Genomic DNA, 23,912 nt, shown 5'->3' with positions numbered 1-23,912 from the left:
AATCCAAGGAGGAATTTTACATGACTGTAAGAATTGGTATTAACGGTTTTGGCCGTATTGGACGTAACGTTTATCGTGCTGCTTTGAAAAATGAAAGTGTAGAAGTAGTAGCAGTGAACGACTTGACGGATGCTAACATGCTTGCGCACCTGCTTCAGTATGACACGGTTCACGGTACTCTTGATGAAGAAGTTACAACAAACGGGGACAACCTGATCGTTGGCGGTAAAGAAGTTAAAGTTCTTTCCGAAAAAGACCCGGCTCAGCTTGGATGGGGCGACCTTGGTGTAGACGTAGTAATCGAATCTACAGGCCGTTTCACTCAACGTGACGATGCTAAAAAACACTTGGATGCAGGCGCTAAGAAAGTAATCATTTCTGCACCAGCAAAACAAGAAGACCTGACAGTAGTAATGGGTGTTAACGAAGATCAATATGACAAAGATTCTCATCACGTCATTTCTAATGCTTCCTGCACAACAAACTGCCTGGCACCATATGCAAAAGTATTGGATCAAAAATTCGGTCTTAAACGCGGTATGATGACGACTGTTCACTCTTACACGAATGATCAGCAAATTCTTGACCTGCCTCATAAAGACTACCGTCGTGCCCGTGCAGCAGCTCAAAATATTATTCCAACAACAACTGGTGCTGCTCAAGCGGTAGCGAAAGTTCTTCCACAGCTTGATGGTAAGCTAAGCGGAATGGCTATGCGTGTACCAACAGCAAACGTGTCTATTGTAGACTTCGTTGCTGAGCTTGAAAAAGATGTAACAGTTGAAGAAGTAAACGAAGCTCTTAAAGCAGAAGCTGAAGGCGAGCTTAAAGGCATCCTGGGCTACAGTGATGAGCCTCTTGTTTCCTCTGACTATAATGGAAACACGAACTCTTCTGTAATTGATGGTTTGTCCACTCTTGCTCTTGAAAACAATATGGTTAAAGTTGTTTCTTGGTATGACAACGAATTCGGTTATTCCAATCGTTGTGTAGACTTGGCTGTTTATCTTAAAAACCAAGGCTTGTAAGAAGAAACAGATACTGAATAGTATTAACAGTTAGTAAAGGAGGGGGTCTCATGTCCTCCTCCTTTATCCATGTTTTCAGAGATTTTGCTGCTCTAGCGTTTTCACGGGAAACTGAAGTGGAAACGTACATAGAGGCAGGTTAATCTACCCTGAATACAAACCAAGGAGGTTGTCATTTCATGAATAAGCAAACCATTCGTGATGTAGAGGTAAACGGAAAAACTGTATTTTGCCGTGTGGACTTTAATGTTCCTATGAGCGGGGAAGAAGTTACAGACGATACTAGAATTAAAGCGGCTCTTCCAACCATTAAGCATTTGTCTGGGAATGGAGCTAAAGTTATTCTTGCCAGTCACCTTGGTCGACCAAAAGGCGAAGTCGTTAAAGAACTTCGATTAGATCCCGTTGCGAAACGTCTAAGTGATCTGCTTGGACAAACCGTCACGAAAACAGATCAGGTACATGGAGAAGAAGTAAACAAAGCCATTTCTGAAATGGATAACGGCGAAGTTCTTCTAATCGAAAACGTACGTTTCCATCCTGGTGAAGAGAAAAACGATGCGGAATTATCAAAAGCATTCGCTGACATGGCAGACCTTTATGTAAATGATGCCTTCGGTGCTGCTCACCGTGCTCATTCATCGACAGCTGGTGTAGCTGAGCATCTGCCTGCAGTAGCTGGTTTTCTAATGGAAAAAGAAATTAATGTGCTGGGACAAGCACTTTCCGATCCAGATCGCCCGTTCACAGCTATAATTGGCGGGGCTAAAGTAAAAGATAAAATTGGTGTAATCGACAACTTGATTGATAAAGTAGATCATTTAATTATCGGTGGCGGACTTGCTTATACCTTCGTAAAAGCTCAAGGTTACGAAATCGGTAAATCTTTATTAGAGGAAGATAAGATCGAAACAGCGAAAGAGTATATGAAGAAAGCTGAAGAAAAAGGTGTAGATTTCCTTATGCCTGAGGATGTGGTGGTTGCAGATGACTTTTCTGATTCAGCGAACACCGAAATAGTATCCATTGACAATATCCCAGCTGACTGGGAAGCTCTTGACATTGGTCCGAAAACAAGAGAGAAATATGCTGAAGTAATCAAAAATTCCAAACTGGTAATCTGGAATGGACCAATGGGCGTATTTGAACTTGAAACGTTTGCGAATGGAACAAAAGCTGTAGCGAATGCTCTGTCTGAAACCAAGGGTTACACGGTTATCGGTGGTGGAGATTCTGCAGCAGCAGTAGAGAAATTCGGCTATGCAGACGATATGGATCATGTATCAACTGGAGGCGGAGCTTCCCTTGAATTTATGGAAGGCAAAGAGCTTCCAGGTGTCGCATTGCTAAACGATAAATAAAGGAGAGGTGAAGAAGACATGCGTAAACAAGTGATTGCAGGAAATTGGAAAATGAACAAAACTCACCGCGAAGCGGAAGATTTTATTCAAACGACAAAGAATGAGGTCCCATCTTCTGATAAAGTGGAATCCGTTGTATGTGCCCCGTTCCCGTTTCTTCAGAAATTAGTAGAAGAAACTGAAGGGACCAGCTTAAAGATTGGCGCTCAAAATATGCACTTTGAAGAAAGTGGTGCATTCACAGGGGAAGTAAGCCCTGTAATGCTTAAAGAACTTGGTGTCACGTATGTAGTTCTCGGCCACTCTGAGCGTCGTGAAGTATTTAAAGAAACTGATGAAGATATAAATAAGAAAGTTCACGCTGCGTTTAAACATGGACTTACTCCCATTATCTGTGTAGGGGAAACGCTTGATCAGCGTGAAGCAGATCAAACTATGAATCATGTAGAATCTCAAGTTAAAAAAGCTCTTGAAGGACTTACAAACGAGCAATGTGCCGATGTCATTATCGCATATGAGCCGATCTGGGCTATTGGTACAGGCCGTACGGCTACTGCAGAACAAGCTAATGAAGTCTGTGCTCACATTCGTGAAACGGTCAGCAACTATGTAAATGCGGATGCTGCTGATGCAGTACGTATTCAATATGGCGGCAGTGTAAAGCCTGCTAATGTTGATGAAATGCTTTCCCAGTCTGATATTGACGGAGCATTAGTTGGAGGAGCGAGCCTTGAAGCAGACTCTTTCTTAAAACTTGTGGAGGCAGGTAAACATGAGTAATCATGATTTAGCAGCTTTAATTATTCTCGACGGGTATGCCCTGCGGGATGAAGAAAAAGGCAACGCAGTTAAACAAGCGAATACACCTAATTTCGACCGCTATTGGAACCAGTTTCCTCACGCTCAGCTAATTGCTTGCGGGGAAGCTGTTGGTCTTCCAGAGGGACAGATGGGGAATTCAGAAGTCGGGCACCTGAACATCGGGGCTGGACGTGTGGTTTATCAAAGTCTTACTCGTATTAACCTTTCCATTCGCGAGGGTGAGTTTTACGAGAATGAAGTCTTGCTAAACGCAGTAAGAAATGCTAAAGCGAAAAATAAAGCCCTTCATATTTTCGGGTTATTATCGGATGGTGGGATTCACAGCCATATTGACCACATGTTCGCAACACTTAATCTAGCCAAAAATGAAGGCGTTGAAGAGGTTTATATTCATGCCTTCCTTGATGGACGTGATGTGGGACAGCAATCCGCCAAGACCTATATTCAACAAACATTGGATAAAGTAGAAGAAATTGGTGTTGGTAAGCTGGCGACGATCTCAGGGCGCTATTATGCCATGGACCGTGATAACCGCTGGGAAAGAGTGAAGCTGGCTTATGATGCTATTGCTTATGGTAAAGGTCATAAGTATGAGGACCCTCTTCAGGCAGTAGAAGACTCCTATCAGAAAGAAGTCTATGATGAATTTGTCGAACCAGTAGTCCTAACAGATGAGAACGGTGAGGCTAAAGGTACAGTAAACGATGAAGATTCCATTATATTCTTCAACTTCCGTCCTGACCGTGCAATTCAACTATCTAAAACGTTCGCTAATGATGACTTTGATGGTTACGATAGAGGCGAAGATGCTCCGAAGAACACCTACTTTGTAGGAATGACTCAATATAGCGATGCAGTTAACAGCAAGATCGCTTTTCCACCAAAAGATCTTAAAAATACAGTTGGAGAAGTACTAGCGAATAACAATAAGAAACAGCTGCGCATTGCTGAAACGGAGAAGTATCCGCACGTAACCTTCTTTATGAGCGGCGGCCGTGAAAATGAATTTGATGGAGAAGAACGGATCCTCATTGATTCACCAAAAGTAGCGACATATGATCTGCAGCCTGAAATGAGTGCTTATGAAGTTACAGACGCCCTTTTAGGCGAGTTAGATGCTGAAAAGCACAATGCAATTATCCTGAATTTCGCTAACCCGGATATGGTTGGGCACTCCGGCATGCTTGAGCCGACCATTAAAGCTATTGAAGCTGTGGATGAATGCTTAGGTAAGATTGTAGACAAGATCCATGAAAAAGGCGGTCATGCAATTATTACAGCAGACCATGGTAATTCAGATGAAGTGACGACTCCGGATGGAGATGCTATGACTGCACACACTACTAACCCAGTACCTGTAATTGTTACTAAAGAAGGTGCTGAGCTTCGCACAGAAGGAGTACTGGGAGATTTGTCTCCAACCCTTCTGGAGTTATTAAACATTGAACAGCCTGAAGAAATGACAGGTCAGTCATTAATTAAAAAATAAGGGAGAGAATTTAAATGCCATTTATTACAGACGTTTACGCACGTGAAGTATTAGACTCTCGCGGTAATCCAACTGTTGAAGTTGAAATTTATACAGAATCCGGCGCATTTGGTACGGCACTTGTACCAAGCGGAGCTTCTACTGGTGAATATGAAGCTGTAGAACTTCGTGACGGTGACAAGGATCGTTATCTTGGAAAAGGTGTAGAAAAAGCAGTGGAGAACGTGAACGAGAAAATTGCTCCTAACCTGCTTGGAATGGACGTTACTCAACAAGTGATTATTGATCAAATGATGATCGAGCTTGATGGTACTGAAAATAAGGGAGAACTAGGTGCTAACGCTATTCTTGGTGTATCAATGGCTGTAGCTCATGCAGCAGCTGACGTGGTAGGTCTTCCACTATACAAATATCTTGGAGGCTTCACGGCCAACACACTTCCTACTCCAATGATGAATATCCTAAACGGTGGAGAGCATGCGGATAACAACGTAGATATTCAAGAATTTATGATTATGCCTGTTGGTGCTCCGACCTTTAAAGAAGCTCTTCGCATGGGTGCAGAGATCTTCCACTCTCTTAAGAAAGTGCTTAAGAACAAAGGATATAATACAGGTGTTGGTGATGAAGGCGGGTTTGCTCCAAGCCTTAAATCCAATGAAGAAGCCCTTTCCACTATTATTGAAGCGATTGAAGAAGCAGGATACAAACCTGATTCAGAAGTTAAGCTTGCAATGGACGTAGCGTCTTCTGAAATTTATGAAGATGGCAAGTACAACTTGAAAGGCGAAGGCGTTGAACGTACTTCTGAAGAAATGGTTGACTGGTATGAAGAGCTTGTAAACAAATACCCGATCGTATCCATTGAAGATGGACTTGACGAAAACGACTGGGAAGGAACCAAGCTGCTTACCGATCGAATTGGCGACCGTGTACAACTCGTAGGTGACGACTTGTTTGTTACAAACACTGAAAAACTTGGACGTGCCATTGAACAGGGTGTAGGTAATTCTATCCTTATTAAAGTGAACCAAATCGGAACGCTCACGGAAACATTCCAGGCGATTGAAATGGCCAAGCGAGCAGGTTATACAGCTGTTATTTCCCACCGTTCTGGCGAGACCGAAGATGCCACAATTGCTGATATTGCCGTAGCTACAAACGCAGGGCAAATCAAGACAGGTGCTCCGTCCCGTACAGACCGTGTAGCGAAATATAATCAGCTTCTTCGTATTGAAGACCAGCTGTTTGGAACTGCTGAGTACGCAGGTGGAAAAGCATTCTACAACTTGAATAAATAATTTTAACTCAAGCCTCTCTGATTATTCAGAGAGGCTTTTTTCTGTGATATGATGGTTAATAGTCAGCGAAGAGTAGGAGACATTAAACGATGCGGCGATTTTTAAAAATAATTTCAATTCTTATAGTTGTGTATGCTATTTACACAGGATATAGCTTATGGACATACGGGGAAGAGGAGAATATACCTGATGCAGATGCTGCCATAGTACTTGGTGCTGCGCAATGGAATGGAGAGCCAAGTCCTGTATTTAAGGGACGCTTAAAGCAAGCTCTCGAACTCTATAAGGATGATAAAGTGGATTATCTAATATTTACCGGGGGCGGAAGTCAAAAAGCGGCAGCCTCAGAAGCTGAAGTAGGCAAAGAATATGCGGTAAAGAATGGAATACCAAAGGAAGCAATTTTAATTGAAAAACATTCGCTTGTAACGAAAGAAAATCTAATTAATGCAAAGAAAGTAGCTTCTCGTAAAGGAATTGATTCCTATCTGCTTGTAAGTGATCAATTTCATCTTAAGAGAGCTGCGGGAGAGGCTGAAAGTCAGGGGATGGATGTTACGGGTGTACCCACACAATATTCAGCTTATGAGACACTTAAAACGAAAGTACCGTTCTTTTTAAGAGAGTGGGCGTACTTGATGGGATATCAAATTACAAACTTGTTTCCTTAAAGGAAGGCTCTATTTAATGTCTTATACTAAGAGTCCTAATGTTCAATATATGAACCACATTTCACAGTGTCTAAAAAAGAAGGGGGGATGGCATGGAGTTGGTAGAAGCTATTAAGAATCGGCGGTCCATTCACGATTTTAAGCAAGAAGAAGTACCTGTAGGTTTGTTAAAAGAAATATTCACATCCGCTTCATGGGCCCCGACTCACCGTATGAAAGAGCCGTGGAACATTTATATGTTTCAGGAAGAAGGTAAACAAGTGTATGCTAATCTAGTTTTACAAAGTTATACAAGAAAGGGCTTCTTTGAAGGATATAGCAAGGAAAAATCTCAACGGATGAAGCAGGGGATTCATGAGTTTCTAGAGAATATCCCTCACCACGCTTTAATTTTCATGGAAAAGGACGCAAATGAGCACAAATACGAAGAGGATTATGCAGCCGTCTGCGCTTTTATCCAGAATGTTCAGTTGCTGGCCTGGGAAAAAGGGATCGGAGGATTGTGGACCACTAGTCCCTACTTACATGATGCAGAATTCATAAAAGGTGTCGGCCTTAATCCAGTCTTACATAAATTGATAGGAGTCATTCAAATGGGGTATCCGGAGAAAGTGCCAAAAGCTAAGCCCAGGACTTCTATGGAAGACAAATATACGTTATTTAATTACAATTTTACAAATAGGGTCTATTAAAGGATATTCTTGATTTCTTATAAGAGACTTATTAAGCTAAAGAGCCGGATTGTTGAAGACTCAGTTCCGAGATGTTTTGTAGAGAAAGGGGCTCCAGGGGAACGACTCGCTTTCCGCGGGCATGCGCTGAGTCTCCTCAGGCTGACTCCTTCCGGGGCCTCACCTGACATGTTCATCCCGCAGGAGTCTTCGCCGGTCCATTTCGCCCCTTTGCGATCATGGAGAGCTCGAAATCCTTTACGTAAAGGCCTTCATATGAGGAAGAATAACCTATATGATCAACGCTGAGTACCGAGTCTCTTCAGGGTATAAACGCCGCTATAGAAGCATTTAAGCCGATTTAAGGTTCCCACTTTTTTCTACTGGCAGGGTCCGTTCACATGAAATGGCTGGGGTGGCGGAGGAAACGACGAGACTCCCGGAGCGACCGAGCATAGGTCGTAACTTATAGCGGGTGGGATGCCCGTCGAGAAAGAACTAGCCATTCACTCGTAGCGAGTCTTTGTGGGCAGATGGTGACATCTGCCTTTAAGCGTAGACAGCTAGATAATGGGCCGTAAGCCAGAGGGTTGAAGGGAAAAAAGCTTCGAAATTCGTCTAGTTTAGGAAGGCTGATGCGCTCGGGAGCGCAGAAAGCCACAGAGTTACAGATCGCAAAATGGCAAGAGAGTAACTCCTTCCTCGGAGTCGATGACCTCGGCACGTTAGACATTGATAAGTTACGGCAACTCGGGAGATCCTTTAGGTCTCGAAAAGAGTAATGACTGACAAACGATAATAAAGTGAGGACTGTCAAATGCCTAAAGGAAGTCGGATAGCGGCGTAGTACCTGAGAAGTCGGGTAATGCTGACGGAGGAAAGGCCGCTACCCGTCATCAACCTTTGAAGAGAAACATTTACTACACACTGAGGTGGAATTTGAAATGGAAACGAAACTGACAAGGATAAGAGAATTAGCGCAGGCTCACTCAGACATGAAGTTCACGGCGCTCGTTCATTTACTTAATGAGGATAATCTCAAACAATGTCACAGGGAACTTCCTAATGGAAAAGCCACCGGCTTGAACGGGGTGACCAAAGAGGCCTATGATGCCAAACTAGATGATAACATCCAAAACCTCGTAGCGCGCATGAAGAAGAAAGCCTATCGCCCGGTTCCGGTCCGGCGGACCTATATAGATAAAGCCGGTTCGAAGAAGAAGCGCCCCTTAGGCATCCCGGACCATGAAGACAAAATTGTTCAACGCGGCATCGCGAAGATTCTGAATGCGATTTATGAACAGGACTTCCTTGACTGTTCGTTTGGCTTCCGTCCCAACCGGAACGGTCATGATGCATTAAAGATTCTAAACGTATATCTGGAAAAGCGCCTCATCAACTACGTGGTGGACGCAGATATTAAGGGATTCTTTGATCATGTGGACCATGAATGGATGATGACGTTTCTCAAACACCGGATCAACGATCCGAATCTCCTCCGAATCATCGCCCGCTTTCTAAAGGGCGGATACATGGAGGAAGGGAAGTATATTCATACAGACCAAGGAACCCCACAAGGCGGGATTATTTCGCCCATTCTCGCGAATGTTTATCTTCATTACGTCCTGGATTTATGGTTCGATGTCTATCGCCAACGATGCAAAGGACACGCGTACATGGTGCGTTATGCCGATGACTTTGTGTGCTGTTTTCAGTACAAAAGTGAGGCCGAAGGATTCTATACCGCCCTCGTCCAACGGTTGCGCAAGTTCAATCTGAAAATCGCCGAAGATAAAACCAACATCTTACCCTTCGGTCGGTATGCCGAGAAAGATAGCCAACGAGAGGGTCGTAAGAAACCCTCGACCTTTGACTTTCTTGGCTTTACGCATTACTGCGGGAAAAGCCGGAAAGGGAACTTTCGTGTGAAGCGCAAAAGCAGCCGTAAGAAAGTCGGGGCGAAGCTGAAGAAGCAGAAAGACTGGCTGAAAGCTCATCGGACGACGGATATTAAAGTCATCATGGCTCGCCTTCGGCGATCGCTTCACGGCTACTACAATTATTATTGTATCACCGATAATCTAAAGTCAGTCGATACCTTTCTTGACATTGTGAAACGCCTCCTCTTTAAGTGGATGAATCGTCGAAGTCAAAGGAAATCGTTTCGCTGGGATCAATTCAACTTATTCCTCGAAAAGTACCCTTTACCTCGACCACGCCTTAAAGTGAATATCTATGATTTGAGAGAGCACATCAACTATATTCTCTGAATGGTGATGGGAAGAGCCGTGTGCGGTAATACCGCTCGCACGGTTCTGTGAGGAGTGAGGAACTTTCACATCAAGTGAAAGGCTCCCGCTTACTCGACCGGGAGAAGGAGCTAGACGAGACCCCACAAGGAGTGTTAACGACTGAGGAGGCTTGCCAGTTCCCCCGCAGGAAAGCGAGTTGTTTCCGCAGCCTCCCTTATCAAATTTTCGGCAACGGATCCAAATTATCTCGAAACTGAGTCTTACAGTAACCGGCCCTATTGCTTAATAAGCTGTATATAAAAAGCAGCAATAATTGAGATAATAAAAGCAGTGTCCCCATTCATGGGAGACACTGCTTTTTGTTTATTGCTGGTACGTTTCGTATGGTTTAATCATGGCGTGAATGGTTTCCGTATAAGGCATGGACAAACCGACTTCACTTCCAAGTCTTAAAGCTCCACCATGGAGATGTTCTACTTCAAGCGGCAGACCCTTTCTCCGGTCCTGATGCATGGAAGAAGTCATGTCATGATCAAGTTTACGTAAATTTTCAAACGCTTTCGCCGCCTGCTCATCTGTTAAGCTTACCTGGTGAGCATTAGCAAGTTCTTTCATTTCAAATAGAACATGTTCCGCAATACGTAAAGTCTGAGGATAGGATCGGATTTCTCCGATTGGTTGGTTTACAGCCGTCGTAATACCTGAAAAAGCAGAAATGAACATATACTTTTTCCACATATCTTCTAAAATATTGGGGCTTATGCTTCCGTTAAGGTTAGCCTGATTACAAGCGAAAGCAAGTTCTTCACATATGGATTGCTGGGAAGGGTGCAATGGTCCGAACACAAGGTCGTGAAATTCGCTGGAATGTACAACGTGTCCTTTTTCATCAAGCGTTGCGATAATATAGGAAAGTCCGCCGATCACGGCTTCTTCACCCAGTTCTTTCTGAAGAATACTAATATGCTCCATACCATTTAGTACTGGGAAAACCTTGGCTCCCTTTTGAACCAACTGCTTCAGCCAATCCAGGGTCCCATGAAGATGATAGCCTTTGACAGCAAGGAAGACTAAGTCAGCATCTTCAATTTCTTCAGGATCTCTGGCAATGACCGGCTCGGGAACGGTATAGTCTCCCATTTTACTATGTAACTGTAATCCGTGTTCCTCCAGTTGTTCTGCTCTTCCTTCTCTTACAAGATTTACGACTTCATGTCCAGCTTCTTGCCAGCGTGCACCAAAGTATGCACCTAAAGCGCCTGCTCCTAATACAACGATTTTCATTTCCTCCACCTCCAATAAATTGTAATTCTATGATAGCACGTCTGCTTGATGACTACACTTAAAATGGAAAGCTATGTAATTAAAAACACCCTCAAAGTTATTGAGGGTGTTTGGTAGTGAAAGAAGAAGTGACCACACGAGTCATTTCTACAAGATCTTTAAGATATTCATCCAGGTAATGGATCATATCATTCGATTTTACACTTTTCATCACTTCGTAATAATGATCCTCGCTGTTAAAAACAGATTGAGCCATAAGCAACTCTTCATCCTCATCGACCTCCATTAAATTGAGTACTCCCATAGAACCTTGTCTGCCGGTAAGCATATTGGAAAAGTAGACATGATGGGAAATGGTGCCGTGTGATTCCAGGATGTCGCCGCTTTTTCTAGTCATCTTCACGAATTTTTCTACATTCTTCTTTTTGACTCTAAAGAAACAAAGTACTGTATACATAGACACATCCTCCTCGATTATAGAAAGATTGGTAAATACATTTTCTGGTGTGGTGAGATGTTGTTATTATTTAGCCAGCTTTGCTCTTTTATCCGTGCCAGAAGAAATTCCAGCATCTATTAAGAGTACGATAGCTGTCGTCGTATGCATAATCCAGCCAATGAATGGGATAACTCCTATAGCGCTTGTGACAAGCCCCAGGATACTTCCCACGAAAAATCGATTTTCCCTAATGGATACTATTAAGGTGATTATGTGAAAAATAAACATGAATAGAAGGGGAGCCCATCCATTCCCTAATACAAAAGCACCACCGGCAATCGGGATGGCCAAAAATGCTTCACAGGCTCCGGTTATCCATTTTAACAGTGTTGATGGTTTCATAATGAGATCCTGCTCCTTATCAAAAAATCTTTCCTAATCGGGTTTGTGCAGCAGCATCTTAAGCTGAAGTCCTAGTTTTATTCTATCAAATTAGACACGTTTGTCCATAAAAGTAATTATTGCAAGGACAAAAAGAATTCACATATAAAGAAACCTTGCGAGCGTGACATCGCAAGGCACATCTTTATTCCATATATCTGCAGGCAGTTAAAAGGAGATCAAAGGGAAATGGATTTTTGGACGCGCGCTTCTTCTAAATTCAAAATCTATTAGTTAGTAGATGCTTTTTGCAATTTTTGAATCATCTTAAGAGATTTCCCTGTCCCAATAGCAACGGATTCGAGAGGACTTGGAGCCATATGAACAGGTACAGAGATTTCATTTGATAACCACTCTTGCATGCCGTTCAATAACGCTCCCCCTCCAGTCAGGATAACGCCATGATCAACAATATCACCGCTTAGTTCTGGCGGGCAGTCTTCAAGTGTAGCTCGAATGGTTTCCAGTAACTGTTCCAGTGACTCTTTAATGGCTGATTGAACTTCAGTCGAGGCTAACTCGATCGTTTTTGGAAGACCGGTAACCATGTCGCGCCCACGAACATCCATGGTAACTTCAGGGTGGTCAATTAAAGCGTAGCCAATTTCCATTTTAATTTCCTCTGCTGTCCGTTCACCGATCAGCACATTGTAAGCTTTTCTTACGTAATGAATAATTTCTTCATCCATCACATCTCCGCCGGTTCTTATCGATTTACAGGACACAACGCCGCCGAAAGAAATGATGGCTACTTCGCTTGTTCCTCCGCCAATATCTACAATGACGTTGGCGATCGGCTCGTCAACAGGCAGATCGGCACCAATGGCAGCAGCTATAGGTTCCTCAATTAGATGAACATTTCTTGCTCCATAACTTTTAACGGCATTATGGATAGCACGGCGTTCTACAGAAGTTGAACCAGAAGGAGTACAGATGACCACTGTAGGCTTGCGCATGGACATTCCTGATTTTTTTGATACTTTTTTCAACAGCTCTTTTAACATTTGAGCTGTTAAATCATAATCAGCGATGACTCCATCACGCAGAGGACGCACAGGGATGATATGTTTAGGGGTTTTACCTACCATTTCTTTAGCTTCTTTACCAACGGCTACGACAGTCTGAGTTTCTGTGTTATAAGCTACCACAGATGGCTCGTTTAAAAGCATACCTTTAGATTTAGAATAGATAAGTATATTGGCTGTACCAAGATCAATTCCAATTTCAGCATTTGAAAACATTATGGCGTACCTCCAGAGATGGCATTTTCTAGTTTATTTTATAAACTAATAGTAACGTTTTTTACACAGAAGGTCGATACAAAAATCAATCTTTCTGACAATGTAGTTTTATAGGCCTACTTCCATGTATAATATAGTCAACGAAAAAGAAGGAGTTTTATAATGGACCGTTTTTTAAAACATCACGAAATCCTGGAAAAATGTGAACGGCTCAATCAATCCTACGAAATTGACCCGGCTTTTTTCGATAACATCATAGATGAATTGCTAGATAGTGAGGCTGAGACCGAAACGGTGATTTTACAAGGCTTTCAAAATCTGCTTAAAGAGGTTGATCGTGAAATAAACCGAATGGAATCATTCAGTGGAATGGAGGCGAACTGTTTTAAAGGCTGTGCCTTCTGCTGCTACTTTCCAATCGTTCTCAGCAGGATGGAAGCGAAAATGATGTTTCGTTCTATTGAACAATTTTCTGAGCAAAGAAAGAATGCGATCTTTGAGCACTGGGAACGATATTACAAACAGCAGGCGGGGAAGCTTGATACCGCTCTTGCTATGGATCCGGATGATCCAGATACGAAGCTTGAATACAAAAAGCTCAACCTTCCTTGCCCAATGCTTGATCCGGAAACGCAGTTGTGTATGGCTTATGAGGTTCGTCCCATTCCTTGCCGTACCTATTTAAATTACAGCGACCCTAATGTCTGTGCAGAGAATCACATGCCAAAAGAACCTTTCAGCTACGAATTTTTGTACACCTATTATTTTGGAGCAATCAATGAATTAATTCAGGCATTGTATGAAAATGGAGAAGATGTATTTGTTGATTACCCAAATGATGCGTGGAGCTACGATTATCTCCCGGCATGGGTGAAAAGCTATAGAGAGGGGACATTGAATGAAATATAAACTCTTGTCTTTGAATGTAGGACGCCCTGAGGTGTATGAGACAGAGAAGGGAGAACTGGAAAGTGCCTACCGGAAGACCCCTGTTCAGGAAGCAGCTTATTTAACATATTATAATTTTGAAGGCGATGAGCAGGCAGATAAGAAAAATCATGGTGGAAGAGACAAGGCCGTTTGCCTTTATCCAGCCCAGTATTATAAGCACTGGGACGAGCACTATGGTCAGTCTTTTTCTTTTCCAGCATTTGGTGAAAACTTGACGGTTGAGGGAATCGATGAGCGCGATGTTCATATTGGAGATAAATTCCAAATTGGGGGCGCGCTTTTGCAGATTTCAGAACCTAGAAAGCCCTGTTACATTATTGCGCGTACTCACGGCATTAAAGATTTTCCGGCAAAAGTCATGAAAACGGGGTATACCGGTTTTTACCTGCGTGTACTGAAAGAAGGAAAAGTTACACCAGGGGACGATATGACACTTGTGGAACGTCACCCATCAGCAGTTACCGTAGCTGATGTGAATGAGGTGCGTTATCATGATGTGAATAATCCTGATAAGCTTAAGCGTGTGATTGAAGTTGATGTCTTAGCAAAAGGGTTACGTGATTCCTTGAGCGAACACCTGCATAAAATAAAGGAGGAGCTTTAGCTGTGAATGAATGGAAAAAGCATTAAAGCTTGCCGTAACGAACGTGAAAGAAGGCGGGCATCCTTTTGGAGCAGTGCTCGTTAAAGATGGAGAAGCGGTAGCCGAAGGGGTTAATGAACTGCATATAAAGCCGGATGTAAGCGCACATGCAGAACTGGTAGCTATACGAAAAGCTCAGGAACATCTACAGACGACAGATTTAAGCGACTGTACTCTCTATGCAAGTGGCGAACCGTGTCCTATGTGTCTAACCGCTGCTTACTTCGCTGGTATTAAAGAAATTCATTTTGCTCAAACCGTTGAAGAAGCTTCTCAAGCAGGATTGTCATTATCGGGCAAGGTGTATGAAGAGTTGACAAAACCTAAAGACACAAGAGAAATACATTTTGTCCACAATCCAGTACAAAATTCTGACTTGGATGCGATGGATTTGTATTCCAGGAAAATGTCTGAATCCGAATAAGAGGAGGCGAAGCTGTGGATTTTGGTCATATTATCGAAGAAAAAATCAAGCAGTCTATGGAACGCGGTGATTTTGAGGACCTTCCCGGCAAGGGGAAGCCTTTACCAAAAGATGATCTCGCTTATGTTCCCGCCGAACTTAGAAATGGATACCGTATATTAAAAAATGCTAATATGCTTCCTGAAGAAATGCAGTTAAAAAAAGAAATCGTACAATTGGAAGAACTTCTTGCAGAAATCAAGGATCCAGAACGGGGAGAGCGATATAAAAAAGAGTTATCCGAGAAGAGAATCCGATTTGATTTAATGATGGAAAAGAGGAAGTTTAACCAATCAGGAGCCTACCGTCAATATAGTCATAAAATCCACAGGCACTTTGGATTCTGAAAACACAGTTTAAGGACTGTGTTTTTTTATTGGGCTATTATTATTTTAATGAGTGATTACTCACTTTACTTTTTCTTAATGTTGGTGTTTAATAAAAGTGAGTAATCACTCGCAACATAAATAAGGAGGCGGACGTATGAGCTTTATTGTACAAATGAACAATATTTCACATAAGTTCGGAAAGACCATCATTCTTCAGGATATTAATCTTTCCATTAAAAAAGGTGAGATTTTTGGGCTGTTAGGTCCTTCAGGATCCGGAAAAACAACGATCGTGAAAATGATGACAGGGATTCTGTCACCTGGGGAGGGCGAAGTGTATTTAAATAATGAATTGATGCCCTCACTTAAACAAATGAAGAGATACGGATTCATGGCTCAATCGGACGCTTTATATCAAGAGTTAACAGCAAGAGAAAACTTGGACTTTTTTGGTTCATTGTATAAATTATCTAAATCAAAAAGGAAACATCGTATTCAGGAGGTTATGGATATGGTGGATTTAACGAAGCATCTTGACCAGCCGGTCGAAACCTATTCAGGTGGTATGAAAAGGAGACTTTCTCTTGCAGCCGCACTGATTCATGAACCGGAAATCATTATTCTGGATGAACCGACGGTAGGAATTGATCCTGTACTAAGACATTCAATATGGCAGGAATTATACCGGTTAAAAGAAAGTGGTGTAACCATCATTGTCACCACTCATGTTATGGATGAAGCAGAAAAGTGTGATCGTCTGGCGATGCTGCGTGATGGAAAGGTTATTGCCGTAGATTCCCCTGAACATTTAAAAGAGGGAATTGGTGCTTCAACCATCGAAGAAGTATTTCTGCATTATGGAGGTGGTGCTCAATGAATACGTGGACGTTAATGAAACGAATATTAAAGCAGTTTCGCCGAGATAAAAGAAGTATGGCGTTAATGATTGCAGCTCCGATCTTTGTACTTACGTTGATGTGGCTTGTACTCGATGGGGATAGTAAAACGCTAAATGTGGCACTTGTTGATGTCCCGGAGCCTTTCCAGGAAACGCTAGAGGAATCGGAACTTCAGTTGACTTCCATGAGTTTGGGAATGGCGGAAAAGGAAATAGATGATGGGGCGATTGATGCATTCCTTCAGTGGAAAGAGCAAAAACCTTATTTGACATTAGAAGGAAGTGATCCTAATACAGCCGGAGCCATTAGAAATGAGTTGCAGGCAGCGGCGCCAAACGATCCAACTAAAGAAATGAATGTAAGTTTCTGGCATGGTTCGGAAGATATGGAGCTGTTTGATTACATCGGTCCCGTACTAATTGGTTTCTTCGTTTTCTTTTTTGTGTTTATTGTTGGTGGTGTATCTTTCCTTAGAGAGCGGACTCAAGGAACATTGGAACGCTTGCTAGCATCTCCAATTAAACGAAGTGAGGTCGTCTTTGGCTATCTGGGAGGCTTCGGTTTATTCACGATCCTTCAATCCATTTTAATTGCGGTTTTTTCCATATATGTGTTGGAAGTGTATATGACTGGTTCGCTGATGTATGTGCTGTTAATTACCTTTTTATTAGCTCTTACAGCTCTTAGTCTGGGAACGCTCCTTTCTGCATTTGCCAAAAATGAATTTCAAATGATTCAATTCATTCCTCTCGTAATTGTCCCTCAGGTTTTCTTTTCCGGGCTTTTTCCAATTGAAGGGCTTGCCGTCTGGCTGCAGGCTATAGGCCGGATTATGCCGCTCACATATGGAGCGGAGGCACTAAGGGGGATCATGCTGCGTGACGAAGGTATCGCAGAGTTTCAGCTCTCTATGTATATACTAATCGGTTTCGTGGTTCTCTTTACCCTTCTCAATATATTCGCGTTAAAGCGGCACAGACGTCTATAATGATACTAGAGAGCCTGAGAAGCGAGGAGGACTCACGTGAGTGAATTTAGAGAAATCTATAATGCAATACATGAAGCCCAGGATGGAAAGGGTTTAACACCTAAGCAGGAACAAATTCTAAAAGCAGCCGTGGAGATATTCGCGGAAAAAGGATATGCTTCTTCTTCTACCAGCGAAATAGCGGCAAGAGCCGGAGTGGCTGAAGGGACAATTTTCCGTCATTATAAAACAAAAAAGGATTTATTATTTTCTATTGTGACCCCTTTTATGACCCAATTTACTGTTCCCTTGTTAGCGAGTCACTTTACAAAAGAAGTTTTTGACGAACCTCCGGAAGGTTTCGAACAATTCCTTAAGAAAATTATTAAGAATAGGTTTGAATTTGCAAGGGAGAATGCTCCCTTACTAAAGATTGTATTACAGGAAATTGCTTTTCAACCTGAACTTCAAGCCCGTTACGAATCCGTATTTCTTGAGGAAGTTTTTCCTAAATTTGAGCGTGTATTAAATGAATTGAAAGAGCAGGGGAGCGTAATCGATTACCCTAATCGTTCGATTATCCGGATGATTATTTCTACAGTTGTCGGCTTCCTGGTGACCCGCTTTCTTCTTGCTCCTGAAAGTGATTGGGAGGACGAAGAGGAATTAGATCGAACCATCCATTTTATTATGTATGGATTAGGAAGAAAATAACGTTTACACGAAAGGTTCAGCTAATAATCTGCTGGACCTTTTATTTAGTGCGGGCGGTTTATCGGTTAAATAAGAATCAGCGATGGGTATAATAAGAAGAAATAGTACAGGAGGGATTAGGCATGTGCGGAAGGTACACTTTATTTTCACAAGAAGCTCAAATAGCAGAGGAATTTGGAATTGCTCATTCAATTGAGGATTATCAGCCAAGATACAATATTGCGCCTGGTCAGAAGGTGCTCGCTGTTATTCATAATGGTCAGGAAAAGAAAGCGGGCTTTATGTATTGGGGGTTGGTCCCTTCGTGGGCGAAAGATCCTAAGATCGGCTATAAGATGATTAATGCCCGGAGTGAAACGGCTCACGAAAAGCCAAGTTTTAAGCACTTAATGGCTAAGAAAAGGTGTCTGATTATCGCAGACAGCTTTTATGAGTGGAAAAAAACAGAAAATGGAAAACAGCCACTCCGCATTTACCCGGAAAATCGCGGACTATTTGCATTTGCGGGCCTTTGGGATCAATGGAAAACAGATGAGGAGGAACGCTTTACATGTACCATACTAACTCAGGAAGCGGATCGTTTTATGGCGGATATTCACCACCGAATGCCGGTCATCCTGCCTAAGCACGCTCAGGAAAAATGGATTGAACCCTTTAAATGGACACCTGAAGAAGCTCATGATTTTGTGCAGGGAATGGATGCGGAAGAATTGAAAGCTTACGAGGTGAGTGATTACGTGAATGCTGCCCAGCATGAAGGGGATGAATGTATTAAGCCTTTAGTCTGATCATCATGTGTTAATATTGTCTTTTTATATTCCATTTGTTCAGGTATACTTTACCCATAAGCGTTGTTATATGAGGAGATATAAAATGTGGTGAATAAAAATACTCGGATCGATTTAGAGAGAATTACCCATATTTGTGATCAGCTGGCCTCAAGGGCGGGAGACCCTGCTTCCTTCAGTCTTTTGGAAGAAGTGAAGAATATTACGTTCCCATACATAAAGGAATATGAAGAATTGGAAGCGAGTCAAGTTCTTCAAATACAGGATTTCTCACGTACACTTGAAGCTATTATGAATGTAGTATTTAAAGTGAAAAAGAAGGAAAATCAATCGTTCTGCTACGACCTCTTTGAGGGGAAATTGTCAAAAGAGATAGGGTTGACTACCGCATTGGTTAAAGGAAAGAGTTTAGAAGAACTGTTTACGTACGAACAGGCTGCTTTCTTTCACCATAAATATGCACTGGCGTTTTCTGGACGGACAATATCTTATAAACATCTATATAGAGGAAGGTGTTTCGAGACTACACTCTCTCCTGTAGAGGAAAATGGAAAAGTAATTGAGATTATCGGAAGTTCAGTTGATGTAACTTCTTATGAGGAAGCAGAGCAGAGGCTTGAACACATGGCTTCTCATGATCATTTAACCAATCTTCCAAACCGAAACAGGCTTCAAAAAGACCTGGCAAATTCCAGCAGTGCCGGGAGTCCATTTACAATCATTTTTTGTAACCTGGATCGATTCAAGTATGTAAATGATACGATGGGGCATATAGCTGGCGACCAGGTGCTGCTACTGGTGGCTGAGAGGATACAACGTTCGCTTTCTTCAAAAGATCAGCTGTATCGTTTGGGAGGAGATGAGTTTGTCGTTTGTTTGAAGGGGATGCATACGCAGTCTGAGATTGCCACGCTTGGGAAAGAGATTTTACAAAATATCCGTCATCCCATCAACTTGCTGGGCAGACAGTTTTTTATTACCGCAAGCCTGGGGGCAGCGCAATATCCTAAGGATGGATCTTCTGCAGCCCGATTGCTGACTAGCGCAGATGTCGCCATGCATTTCTGTAAACAGAATGGCAGGCAGAATTTATTGTTTTATCTGCCTAATATGAACAAGCATTACGAAAAAGTAATGACGCTAGAAGGGGATTTGCGTCAGGCTCTTACCCGCAATGAACTCTATTTGCACTATCAGCCTAAAGTGGACGTTCGAACGGGCTACATAAGCGGAATGGAAGCTTTAGTAAGATGGAAGCATCCGGAGCGAGGGACGGTCTCGCCTGCTGAATTTATTCCAGTTGCTGAAGAAACCGGATTGATAAATCAGCTGGATGAGTGGGTATTGAAAGAAGCATGCAGGCAGAATCAAGAATGGATTGAGAAGGGTTATGCCCCGGAACGAATGGCTATTAACGTATCGGCCAATGAGATTCAAAGACATGACTTCACGGAAAATGTAAAGCGGATTTTAGTTGAAAGCAGGATGGATCCTCAGTACTTAGAGATTGAAGTGACGGAAAACAGTGTCATGAGGCATACGGAACAATGTATTCAAACCATGCAGAACCTTAAGTCAATGGGGGTATCCTTATCGATTGATGACTTCGGAACAGGATACTCCTCGCTAAGTTATCTTCGGCAGTTTCCTATTCACTATTTGAAGATTGACCAGGCTTTTATTAAAGGAGTACTAACAGACCCGAGTGACGCAGAAATGGTCAAAGCGATGATTCAGCTGGCAGAGGCTTTCAAATTGGAGGTTGTAGCGGAAGGGATAGAGGATCAGGAAGTGCTGGATTTCTTAAAGGAAAATGAGTGTGCTTACTATCAAGGTTATCATTTCAGCAAGCCACTGCCTCCTCACGAGATGGAGAAGCTGCTGATCAAAAAGCAGACCTACACCTAGAAGCGCCTATGACAATTCAACAGCGAAATTTTACATACTAAACAAAAAAGCAGGCCGGCATAACTCCGGACCTGCTTTTTGTTTAGTTGTTATATTGTGCTTGTTTTTCCTGCTCGCGTTCTTTCTTTGCCACTTTAAGGAACTTGGTTGTCTCAGCCCCTACTACACCCGATAGAAGCAGTAAGCCAATTAAGTTTGGAAAGGCCATCAGCCCGTTCATCACGTCTGCAAACTTCCAAACCGTATCAAGCTGGGCGACAGCTCCTACAAATACGAATAATACAAATACAATCTTATAAAATCCTAAACCTCGTTGGCCGGTTAGGTAACCGAAGCATTTCTCTCCATAATAGGACCAGCCTACAATGGTTGAGAAAGCAAAGAAAATCAAACCGATTGTAACGATATAGGACCCCATATCACCAAGGAAAACTCCGAACGAAGCGGTGGTTAGATCGGCTCCATCCAGCTGGCCTTTATACTGTCCGGCCATAACAATGGTCAACCCGGTCATCGTACATACTATGATGGTATCAATAAACACCTGGGTCATAGAAACTAGTGCCTGACGTCCGGCGTAATCCGTACGTGCTGCTGCAGCCGCAATAGGGGCCGATCCTAAACCGGCTTCGTTGGAGAAAACTCCGCGGGCCACACCAAAACGAATGGCTGTTCCAAGAAGGCCTCCGCCAACAGCACTGCCGGTGAAAGCATCATTGAAAATCGTTCCGAAAGCTGGCAATACTAAATTTAAGTTCATAAGGATAATAATTAGAGCACCGACAACATAAAAGATAGCCATGATCGGCACAAAGAAAGCTGTTACTCTTCCGATACTGCGGATTCCACCTAATAGAACAAGCCCTGCAAAGAATAATAAAATGAGTCCAGTTACCCAATGGGGCACGCTAAAGCTTGTTTCCATTACATCAGACACAGAGTTCGATTGAACCATGTTGCCGATTCCGAAAGCTGCTACAGCTCCAAATATGGCGAAAAGAACTCCAAGAGGTTTCCCGAGCCATTTTGTTTTTAGTCCTCTGGACAAGTAATACATGGGTCCGCCTGCCATGTTTCCATTGTGGTCGGTAATTCGGTATTTAACGGCCAGAACTGCTTCCGCATATTTAGTAGCCATCCCGAACACCGCGGTAATCCACATCCAGAATACTGCTCCAGGTCCGCCGAGGAAAACGGCTGTTGCTACTCCTGCGATGTTCCCAGTCCCAATTGTCGCGGCAAGTGCCGTCGTTAATGCCTGGTAATGGGAAATGTCTCCTTTTTCATTTTTCTTTTCCTTAGCTGGTTTAAAAGCCAGCTTTAAAGCGTAAGGAAGAGTTTTAAATTGCAGAAAACCAAGCCTTAGGGTTAAGTACACACCGGTACCAACTAACAGAATTAATAAAACAGGTCCCCAAACAATCGCACTTGCTGCATCAAAAAAGTTGTATAATGCCCCTTGTTCCTCCATAAATATCCCCCTTCAATTTTTTAGCAAATTATGTCTATATATAAAATATTCCGAAAATTATGTTTAAAAGTCAAGGAATTTTCAAATTTAGGGGAAATAAATCTTGGTTTACTATCACATCTTGAGGGAAAATATCCACTATAGTTGTCGATTTAATGCAGGAATTGGACAGGATTCATAGAAATTATTAAACATGAAATACTATACTTGGGGGCTTTGGAAATGATCCGTGTACTATTTGTTTGTTTAGGCAATATATGCCGTTCTCCTATGGCTGAAGCCATATTTAAGGACTTGGTGAAAAAGGAAGGCCTTGAAAAAGAAATTTCAGTTGATTCCGCCGGTATAGGTCACTGGCATGAAGGCTCAATTCCTCATGAAGGGACAAGAGCTATTTTAGACGAGCACTCCATCTCCTATGAAGGGATGAGAGCTCGACAAGTTGCAGAAGCGGACTGGGACGATTATGATTATCTTATTGCTATGGACAGCAAAAACATTCAGGATCTCCATTCTATCCGCGAGAAAAACGGAGTAACCGTAGCTAAATTGTTGGATTATACATCTCACGAGGAAGCAGATGTGCCGGATCCTTATTTCACCGGTAATTTCCAATACGTGTACGAGCTAGTGAGTGAAGGTTGCTTCCGCTTACTTGAACAAATAAAAAAAGATAACCAACTATAAGGAGGAGTCGTTATGGGACAGCAAAAGTTATGGAAAGGTGTATGGATCGGAGCTTTGATCGGCGGAGCTCTTGTGCTAATTGACAAGGATACAAGGCAGTACGTAGGTGTGAGATCACGAGAAGCCGGTACTAAGTATAAAGGTTACGTGACCAATCCATCAGACGCTATCCATTCGGTAAGGGTAAATTATGAACAATTTTCTAAACGGGTAAGCAAAGGATTAGAAGATTTAATTGAAATATTGAATAAAGCGGAGGACATACTGAATAGAGTAGGAGAGATCAATCAAGAAGTTGAACAACAATTGAAAGCAGTAGATGATCCAAAAGAAGCTTCTTAAGTTAGGGTGATGGAAAATCATGAATAGCGTTTTAAAACTTGGAAAAGAGCTGCTGACCCGTTTTAGAGATGATGATGTTGCGGGCCTGGCAGCTCAACTTGCTTACTTTTTCCTGTTATCATTATTCCCATTTATGATTTTCCTTCTTACTTTGCTTGGTTATTTAAATATTGATGAAGAACGTGTTCTCGCTATTATTAGTACTTACGCTCCTCCTGAAACCTTTGACCTGATTACAGAAAATGTGACTTCCTTGTTGAATAGCGGGAGCAGAAGTCTTCTATCTGTAGGTATCCTCGGTACATTGTGGGCGGCTTCTGTTGGTGTGAGTGCGATCATGCGTGCTTTTAACCGCGCTCATAATGTAGAAGAAAACCGGCCATTTCTTGTAACAAGGTTTATAGCGATCATTCTGACTATTGCTATGGTTCTCGTTATTTGTATTGCTTTTTTATTGCCGGTTCTTGGACATACGGCAGGAGTTTTCGTCTTTTCTGCATTTGGCTTATCAGACAGCTTTATTGAAGCCTGGGGAACGCTCCGGTGGGCAATTTCGTCTATCATTTTCTTCATTGTATTATCCTTTTTATATGTAACCGCTCCAAGCATTCGTTTGAAATACAGGGACGCAGTTGCCGGTGCAGTTTTTGCTACCATCGGATGGCAGCTGGTTTCCTTACTTTTTTCCTTTTATGTAAGCAGCCTGGGGAACTTTTCAGCTGCTTATGGAAGTTTGGGCGGAGTCATTGT

25 protein-coding genes are annotated in these 23,912 nt (G+C 42.5%); 20 read left to right on the top strand and 5 right to left on the bottom strand.

Features of this window, described 5'->3' with window-relative positions; genetic code table 11:
* The first annotated feature begins 20 nt into the window (after positions 1–20).
* The 8 genes from gap to ltrA all read left to right on the top strand — a co-directional run bounded on the left by gap (position 21) and on the right by ltrA (position 9,613).
* On the top strand, positions 21–1,028 hold the full coding sequence (gene gap / locus WAM07_RS02790) for a type I glyceraldehyde-3-phosphate dehydrogenase (protein ID WP_014644236.1): 1,008 nt from the start codon (positions 21–23) through the stop codon (positions 1,026–1,028).
* Positions 1,029–1,207: 179 nt separating this feature from the next.
* Positions 1,208–2,389, top strand: coding sequence for a phosphoglycerate kinase (locus WAM07_RS02785; protein WP_422164583.1), 1,182 nt, complete (start codon positions 1,208–1,210; stop codon positions 2,387–2,389).
* Between the two features lie 18 nt (positions 2,390–2,407).
* The gene (gene tpiA, locus WAM07_RS02780; RefSeq protein WP_422164581.1) at positions 2,408–3,169 is read left to right on the top strand and encodes a triose-phosphate isomerase; all 762 of its coding nucleotides are present in this window, start codon (positions 2,408–2,410) and stop codon (positions 3,167–3,169) included.
* The gene (gene gpmI / locus WAM07_RS02775) at positions 3,162–4,700 is read left to right on the top strand and encodes a 2,3-bisphosphoglycerate-independent phosphoglycerate mutase (protein ID WP_422164580.1); all 1,539 of its coding nucleotides are present in this window, start codon (positions 3,162–3,164) and stop codon (positions 4,698–4,700) included. Before tpiA ends, gpmI begins: the two co-directional genes overlap by 8 nt.
* 14 nt (positions 4,701–4,714) lie before the next feature.
* On the top strand, positions 4,715–6,001 hold the full coding sequence (gene eno / locus WAM07_RS02770; protein WP_014644232.1) for a phosphopyruvate hydratase: 1,287 nt from the start codon (positions 4,715–4,717) through the stop codon (positions 5,999–6,001).
* An 89-nt stretch (positions 6,002–6,090) separates the two neighbouring features.
* Positions 6,091–6,672: a YdcF family protein gene (locus WAM07_RS02765; RefSeq protein WP_422164578.1), complete on the top strand. Its 582-nt coding sequence runs from the start codon at positions 6,091–6,093 to the stop codon at positions 6,670–6,672.
* 92 nt (positions 6,673–6,764) lie between these two features.
* Positions 6,765–7,364: a nitroreductase family protein gene (locus tag WAM07_RS02760; protein ID WP_422164576.1), complete on the top strand. Its 600-nt coding sequence runs from the start codon at positions 6,765–6,767 to the stop codon at positions 7,362–7,364.
* Between the two features lie 923 nt (positions 7,365–8,287).
* Positions 8,288–9,613 carry a group II intron reverse transcriptase/maturase gene (gene ltrA / locus WAM07_RS02755; protein WP_422164574.1) on the top strand — a complete coding sequence of 442 codons (1,326 nt, stop codon included), beginning with the start codon at positions 8,288–8,290 and terminating at the stop codon, positions 9,611–9,613.
* Between the two features lie 345 nt (positions 9,614–9,958).
* Here the strand turns inward: ltrA and WAM07_RS02750 are convergent, their stop codons facing one another.
* From WAM07_RS02750 to mreBH, 4 genes are all read right to left on the bottom strand, one after another.
* Entirely contained in the window at positions 9,959–10,879 is a 921-nt protein-coding gene (locus WAM07_RS02750; protein ID WP_422164573.1) for a ketopantoate reductase family protein, read from the bottom strand.
* A 97-nt stretch (positions 10,880–10,976) separates the two neighbouring features.
* Positions 10,977–11,336: a DUF1428 domain-containing protein gene (locus WAM07_RS02745; protein ID WP_422164571.1), complete on the bottom strand. Its 360-nt coding sequence runs from the start codon at positions 11,334–11,336 to the stop codon at positions 10,977–10,979.
* A 66-nt stretch (positions 11,337–11,402) separates the two neighbouring features.
* Positions 11,403–11,720: a hypothetical protein gene (locus WAM07_RS02740; RefSeq protein WP_422164569.1), complete on the bottom strand. Its 318-nt coding sequence runs from the start codon at positions 11,718–11,720 to the stop codon at positions 11,403–11,405.
* A gap of 269 nt (positions 11,721–11,989) precedes the next feature.
* On the bottom strand, positions 11,990–13,000 hold the full coding sequence (gene mreBH, locus WAM07_RS02735; RefSeq protein WP_422164567.1) for a rod-share determining protein MreBH: 1,011 nt from the start codon (positions 12,998–13,000) through the stop codon (positions 11,990–11,992).
* 162 nt (positions 13,001–13,162) lie between these two features.
* On the opposite strand from mreBH, the gene WAM07_RS02730 reads away from it, so the two are divergent.
* The 9 genes from WAM07_RS02730 (at position 13,163) to WAM07_RS02690 (ending at position 20,662) form a co-directional block, all read left to right on the top strand.
* Positions 13,163–13,909, top strand: a complete 747-nt coding sequence (locus WAM07_RS02730; RefSeq protein WP_422164566.1) for a YkgJ family cysteine cluster protein — start codon at positions 13,163–13,165, stop codon at positions 13,907–13,909.
* A complete protein-coding gene (locus WAM07_RS02725) occupies positions 13,899–14,555 on the top strand; it encodes an MOSC domain-containing protein (RefSeq protein ID WP_422164564.1) in 657 nt (218 codons plus the stop codon). Before WAM07_RS02730 ends, WAM07_RS02725 begins: the two co-directional genes overlap by 11 nt.
* Before the next feature lie 10 nt (positions 14,556–14,565).
* Positions 14,566–15,018, top strand: coding sequence for a nucleoside deaminase (locus WAM07_RS02720; protein WP_422164563.1), 453 nt, complete (start codon positions 14,566–14,568; stop codon positions 15,016–15,018).
* A 14-nt stretch (positions 15,019–15,032) separates the two neighbouring features.
* Positions 15,033–15,404 carry a DUF1992 domain-containing protein gene (locus WAM07_RS02715; RefSeq protein WP_422164561.1) on the top strand — a complete coding sequence of 124 codons (372 nt, stop codon included), beginning with the start codon at positions 15,033–15,035 and terminating at the stop codon, positions 15,402–15,404.
* Between the two features lie 136 nt (positions 15,405–15,540).
* Entirely contained in the window at positions 15,541–16,263 is a 723-nt protein-coding gene (locus tag WAM07_RS02710; RefSeq protein ID WP_422164559.1) for an ABC transporter ATP-binding protein, read from the top strand.
* Positions 16,260–17,273, top strand: coding sequence for an ABC transporter permease (locus WAM07_RS02705; RefSeq protein WP_422164557.1), 1,014 nt, complete (start codon positions 16,260–16,262; stop codon positions 17,271–17,273). The genes WAM07_RS02710 and WAM07_RS02705 overlap by 4 nt, the downstream gene beginning before the upstream one ends.
* Before the next feature lie 54 nt (positions 17,274–17,327).
* Positions 17,328–17,966 carry a TetR/AcrR family transcriptional regulator gene (locus WAM07_RS02700; protein ID WP_422164636.1) on the top strand — a complete coding sequence of 213 codons (639 nt, stop codon included), beginning with the start codon at positions 17,328–17,330 and terminating at the stop codon, positions 17,964–17,966.
* Between the two features lie 122 nt (positions 17,967–18,088).
* Complete coding sequence (locus WAM07_RS02695; RefSeq protein ID WP_422164556.1) at positions 18,089–18,754, top strand: SOS response-associated peptidase; 666 nt, start codon at positions 18,089–18,091, stop codon at positions 18,752–18,754.
* 87 nt (positions 18,755–18,841) lie between these two features.
* Positions 18,842–20,662: an EAL domain-containing protein gene (locus tag WAM07_RS02690; protein WP_422164554.1), complete on the top strand. Its 1,821-nt coding sequence runs from the start codon at positions 18,842–18,844 to the stop codon at positions 20,660–20,662.
* An 82-nt stretch (positions 20,663–20,744) separates the two neighbouring features.
* Here WAM07_RS02690 and WAM07_RS02685 read toward each other — a convergent pair whose 3' ends face one another.
* Positions 20,745–22,133, bottom strand: a complete 1,389-nt coding sequence (locus WAM07_RS02685) for an alanine/glycine:cation symporter family protein (protein WP_422164552.1) — start codon at positions 22,131–22,133, stop codon at positions 20,745–20,747.
* Between the two features lie 222 nt (positions 22,134–22,355).
* Here WAM07_RS02685 and WAM07_RS02680 point away from each other — a divergent pair, with 222 nt between their 5' ends.
* The 3 genes from WAM07_RS02680 to WAM07_RS02670 all read left to right on the top strand — a co-directional run.
* Complete coding sequence (locus WAM07_RS02680) at positions 22,356–22,820, top strand: low molecular weight protein-tyrosine-phosphatase (RefSeq protein WP_422164550.1); 465 nt, start codon at positions 22,356–22,358, stop codon at positions 22,818–22,820.
* A 12-nt stretch (positions 22,821–22,832) separates the two neighbouring features.
* Positions 22,833–23,162, top strand: a complete 330-nt coding sequence (locus tag WAM07_RS02675; protein WP_422164548.1) for a YtxH domain-containing protein — start codon at positions 22,833–22,835, stop codon at positions 23,160–23,162.
* A 19-nt stretch (positions 23,163–23,181) separates the two neighbouring features.
* The coding region (locus tag WAM07_RS02670) for a YihY/virulence factor BrkB family protein (RefSeq protein WP_422164546.1) at positions 23,182–23,912 on the top strand (731 nt) is incomplete at its 3' end.

Source organism: Halobacillus sp. (assembly GCF_049282395.1).
GTDB lineage: Bacteria > Bacillota > Bacilli > Bacillales > Halobacillaceae > Halobacillus.
Note: the sequence above shows the minus strand (reverse complement) of the source record. Positions and strands in the feature narration are given on the sequence as shown.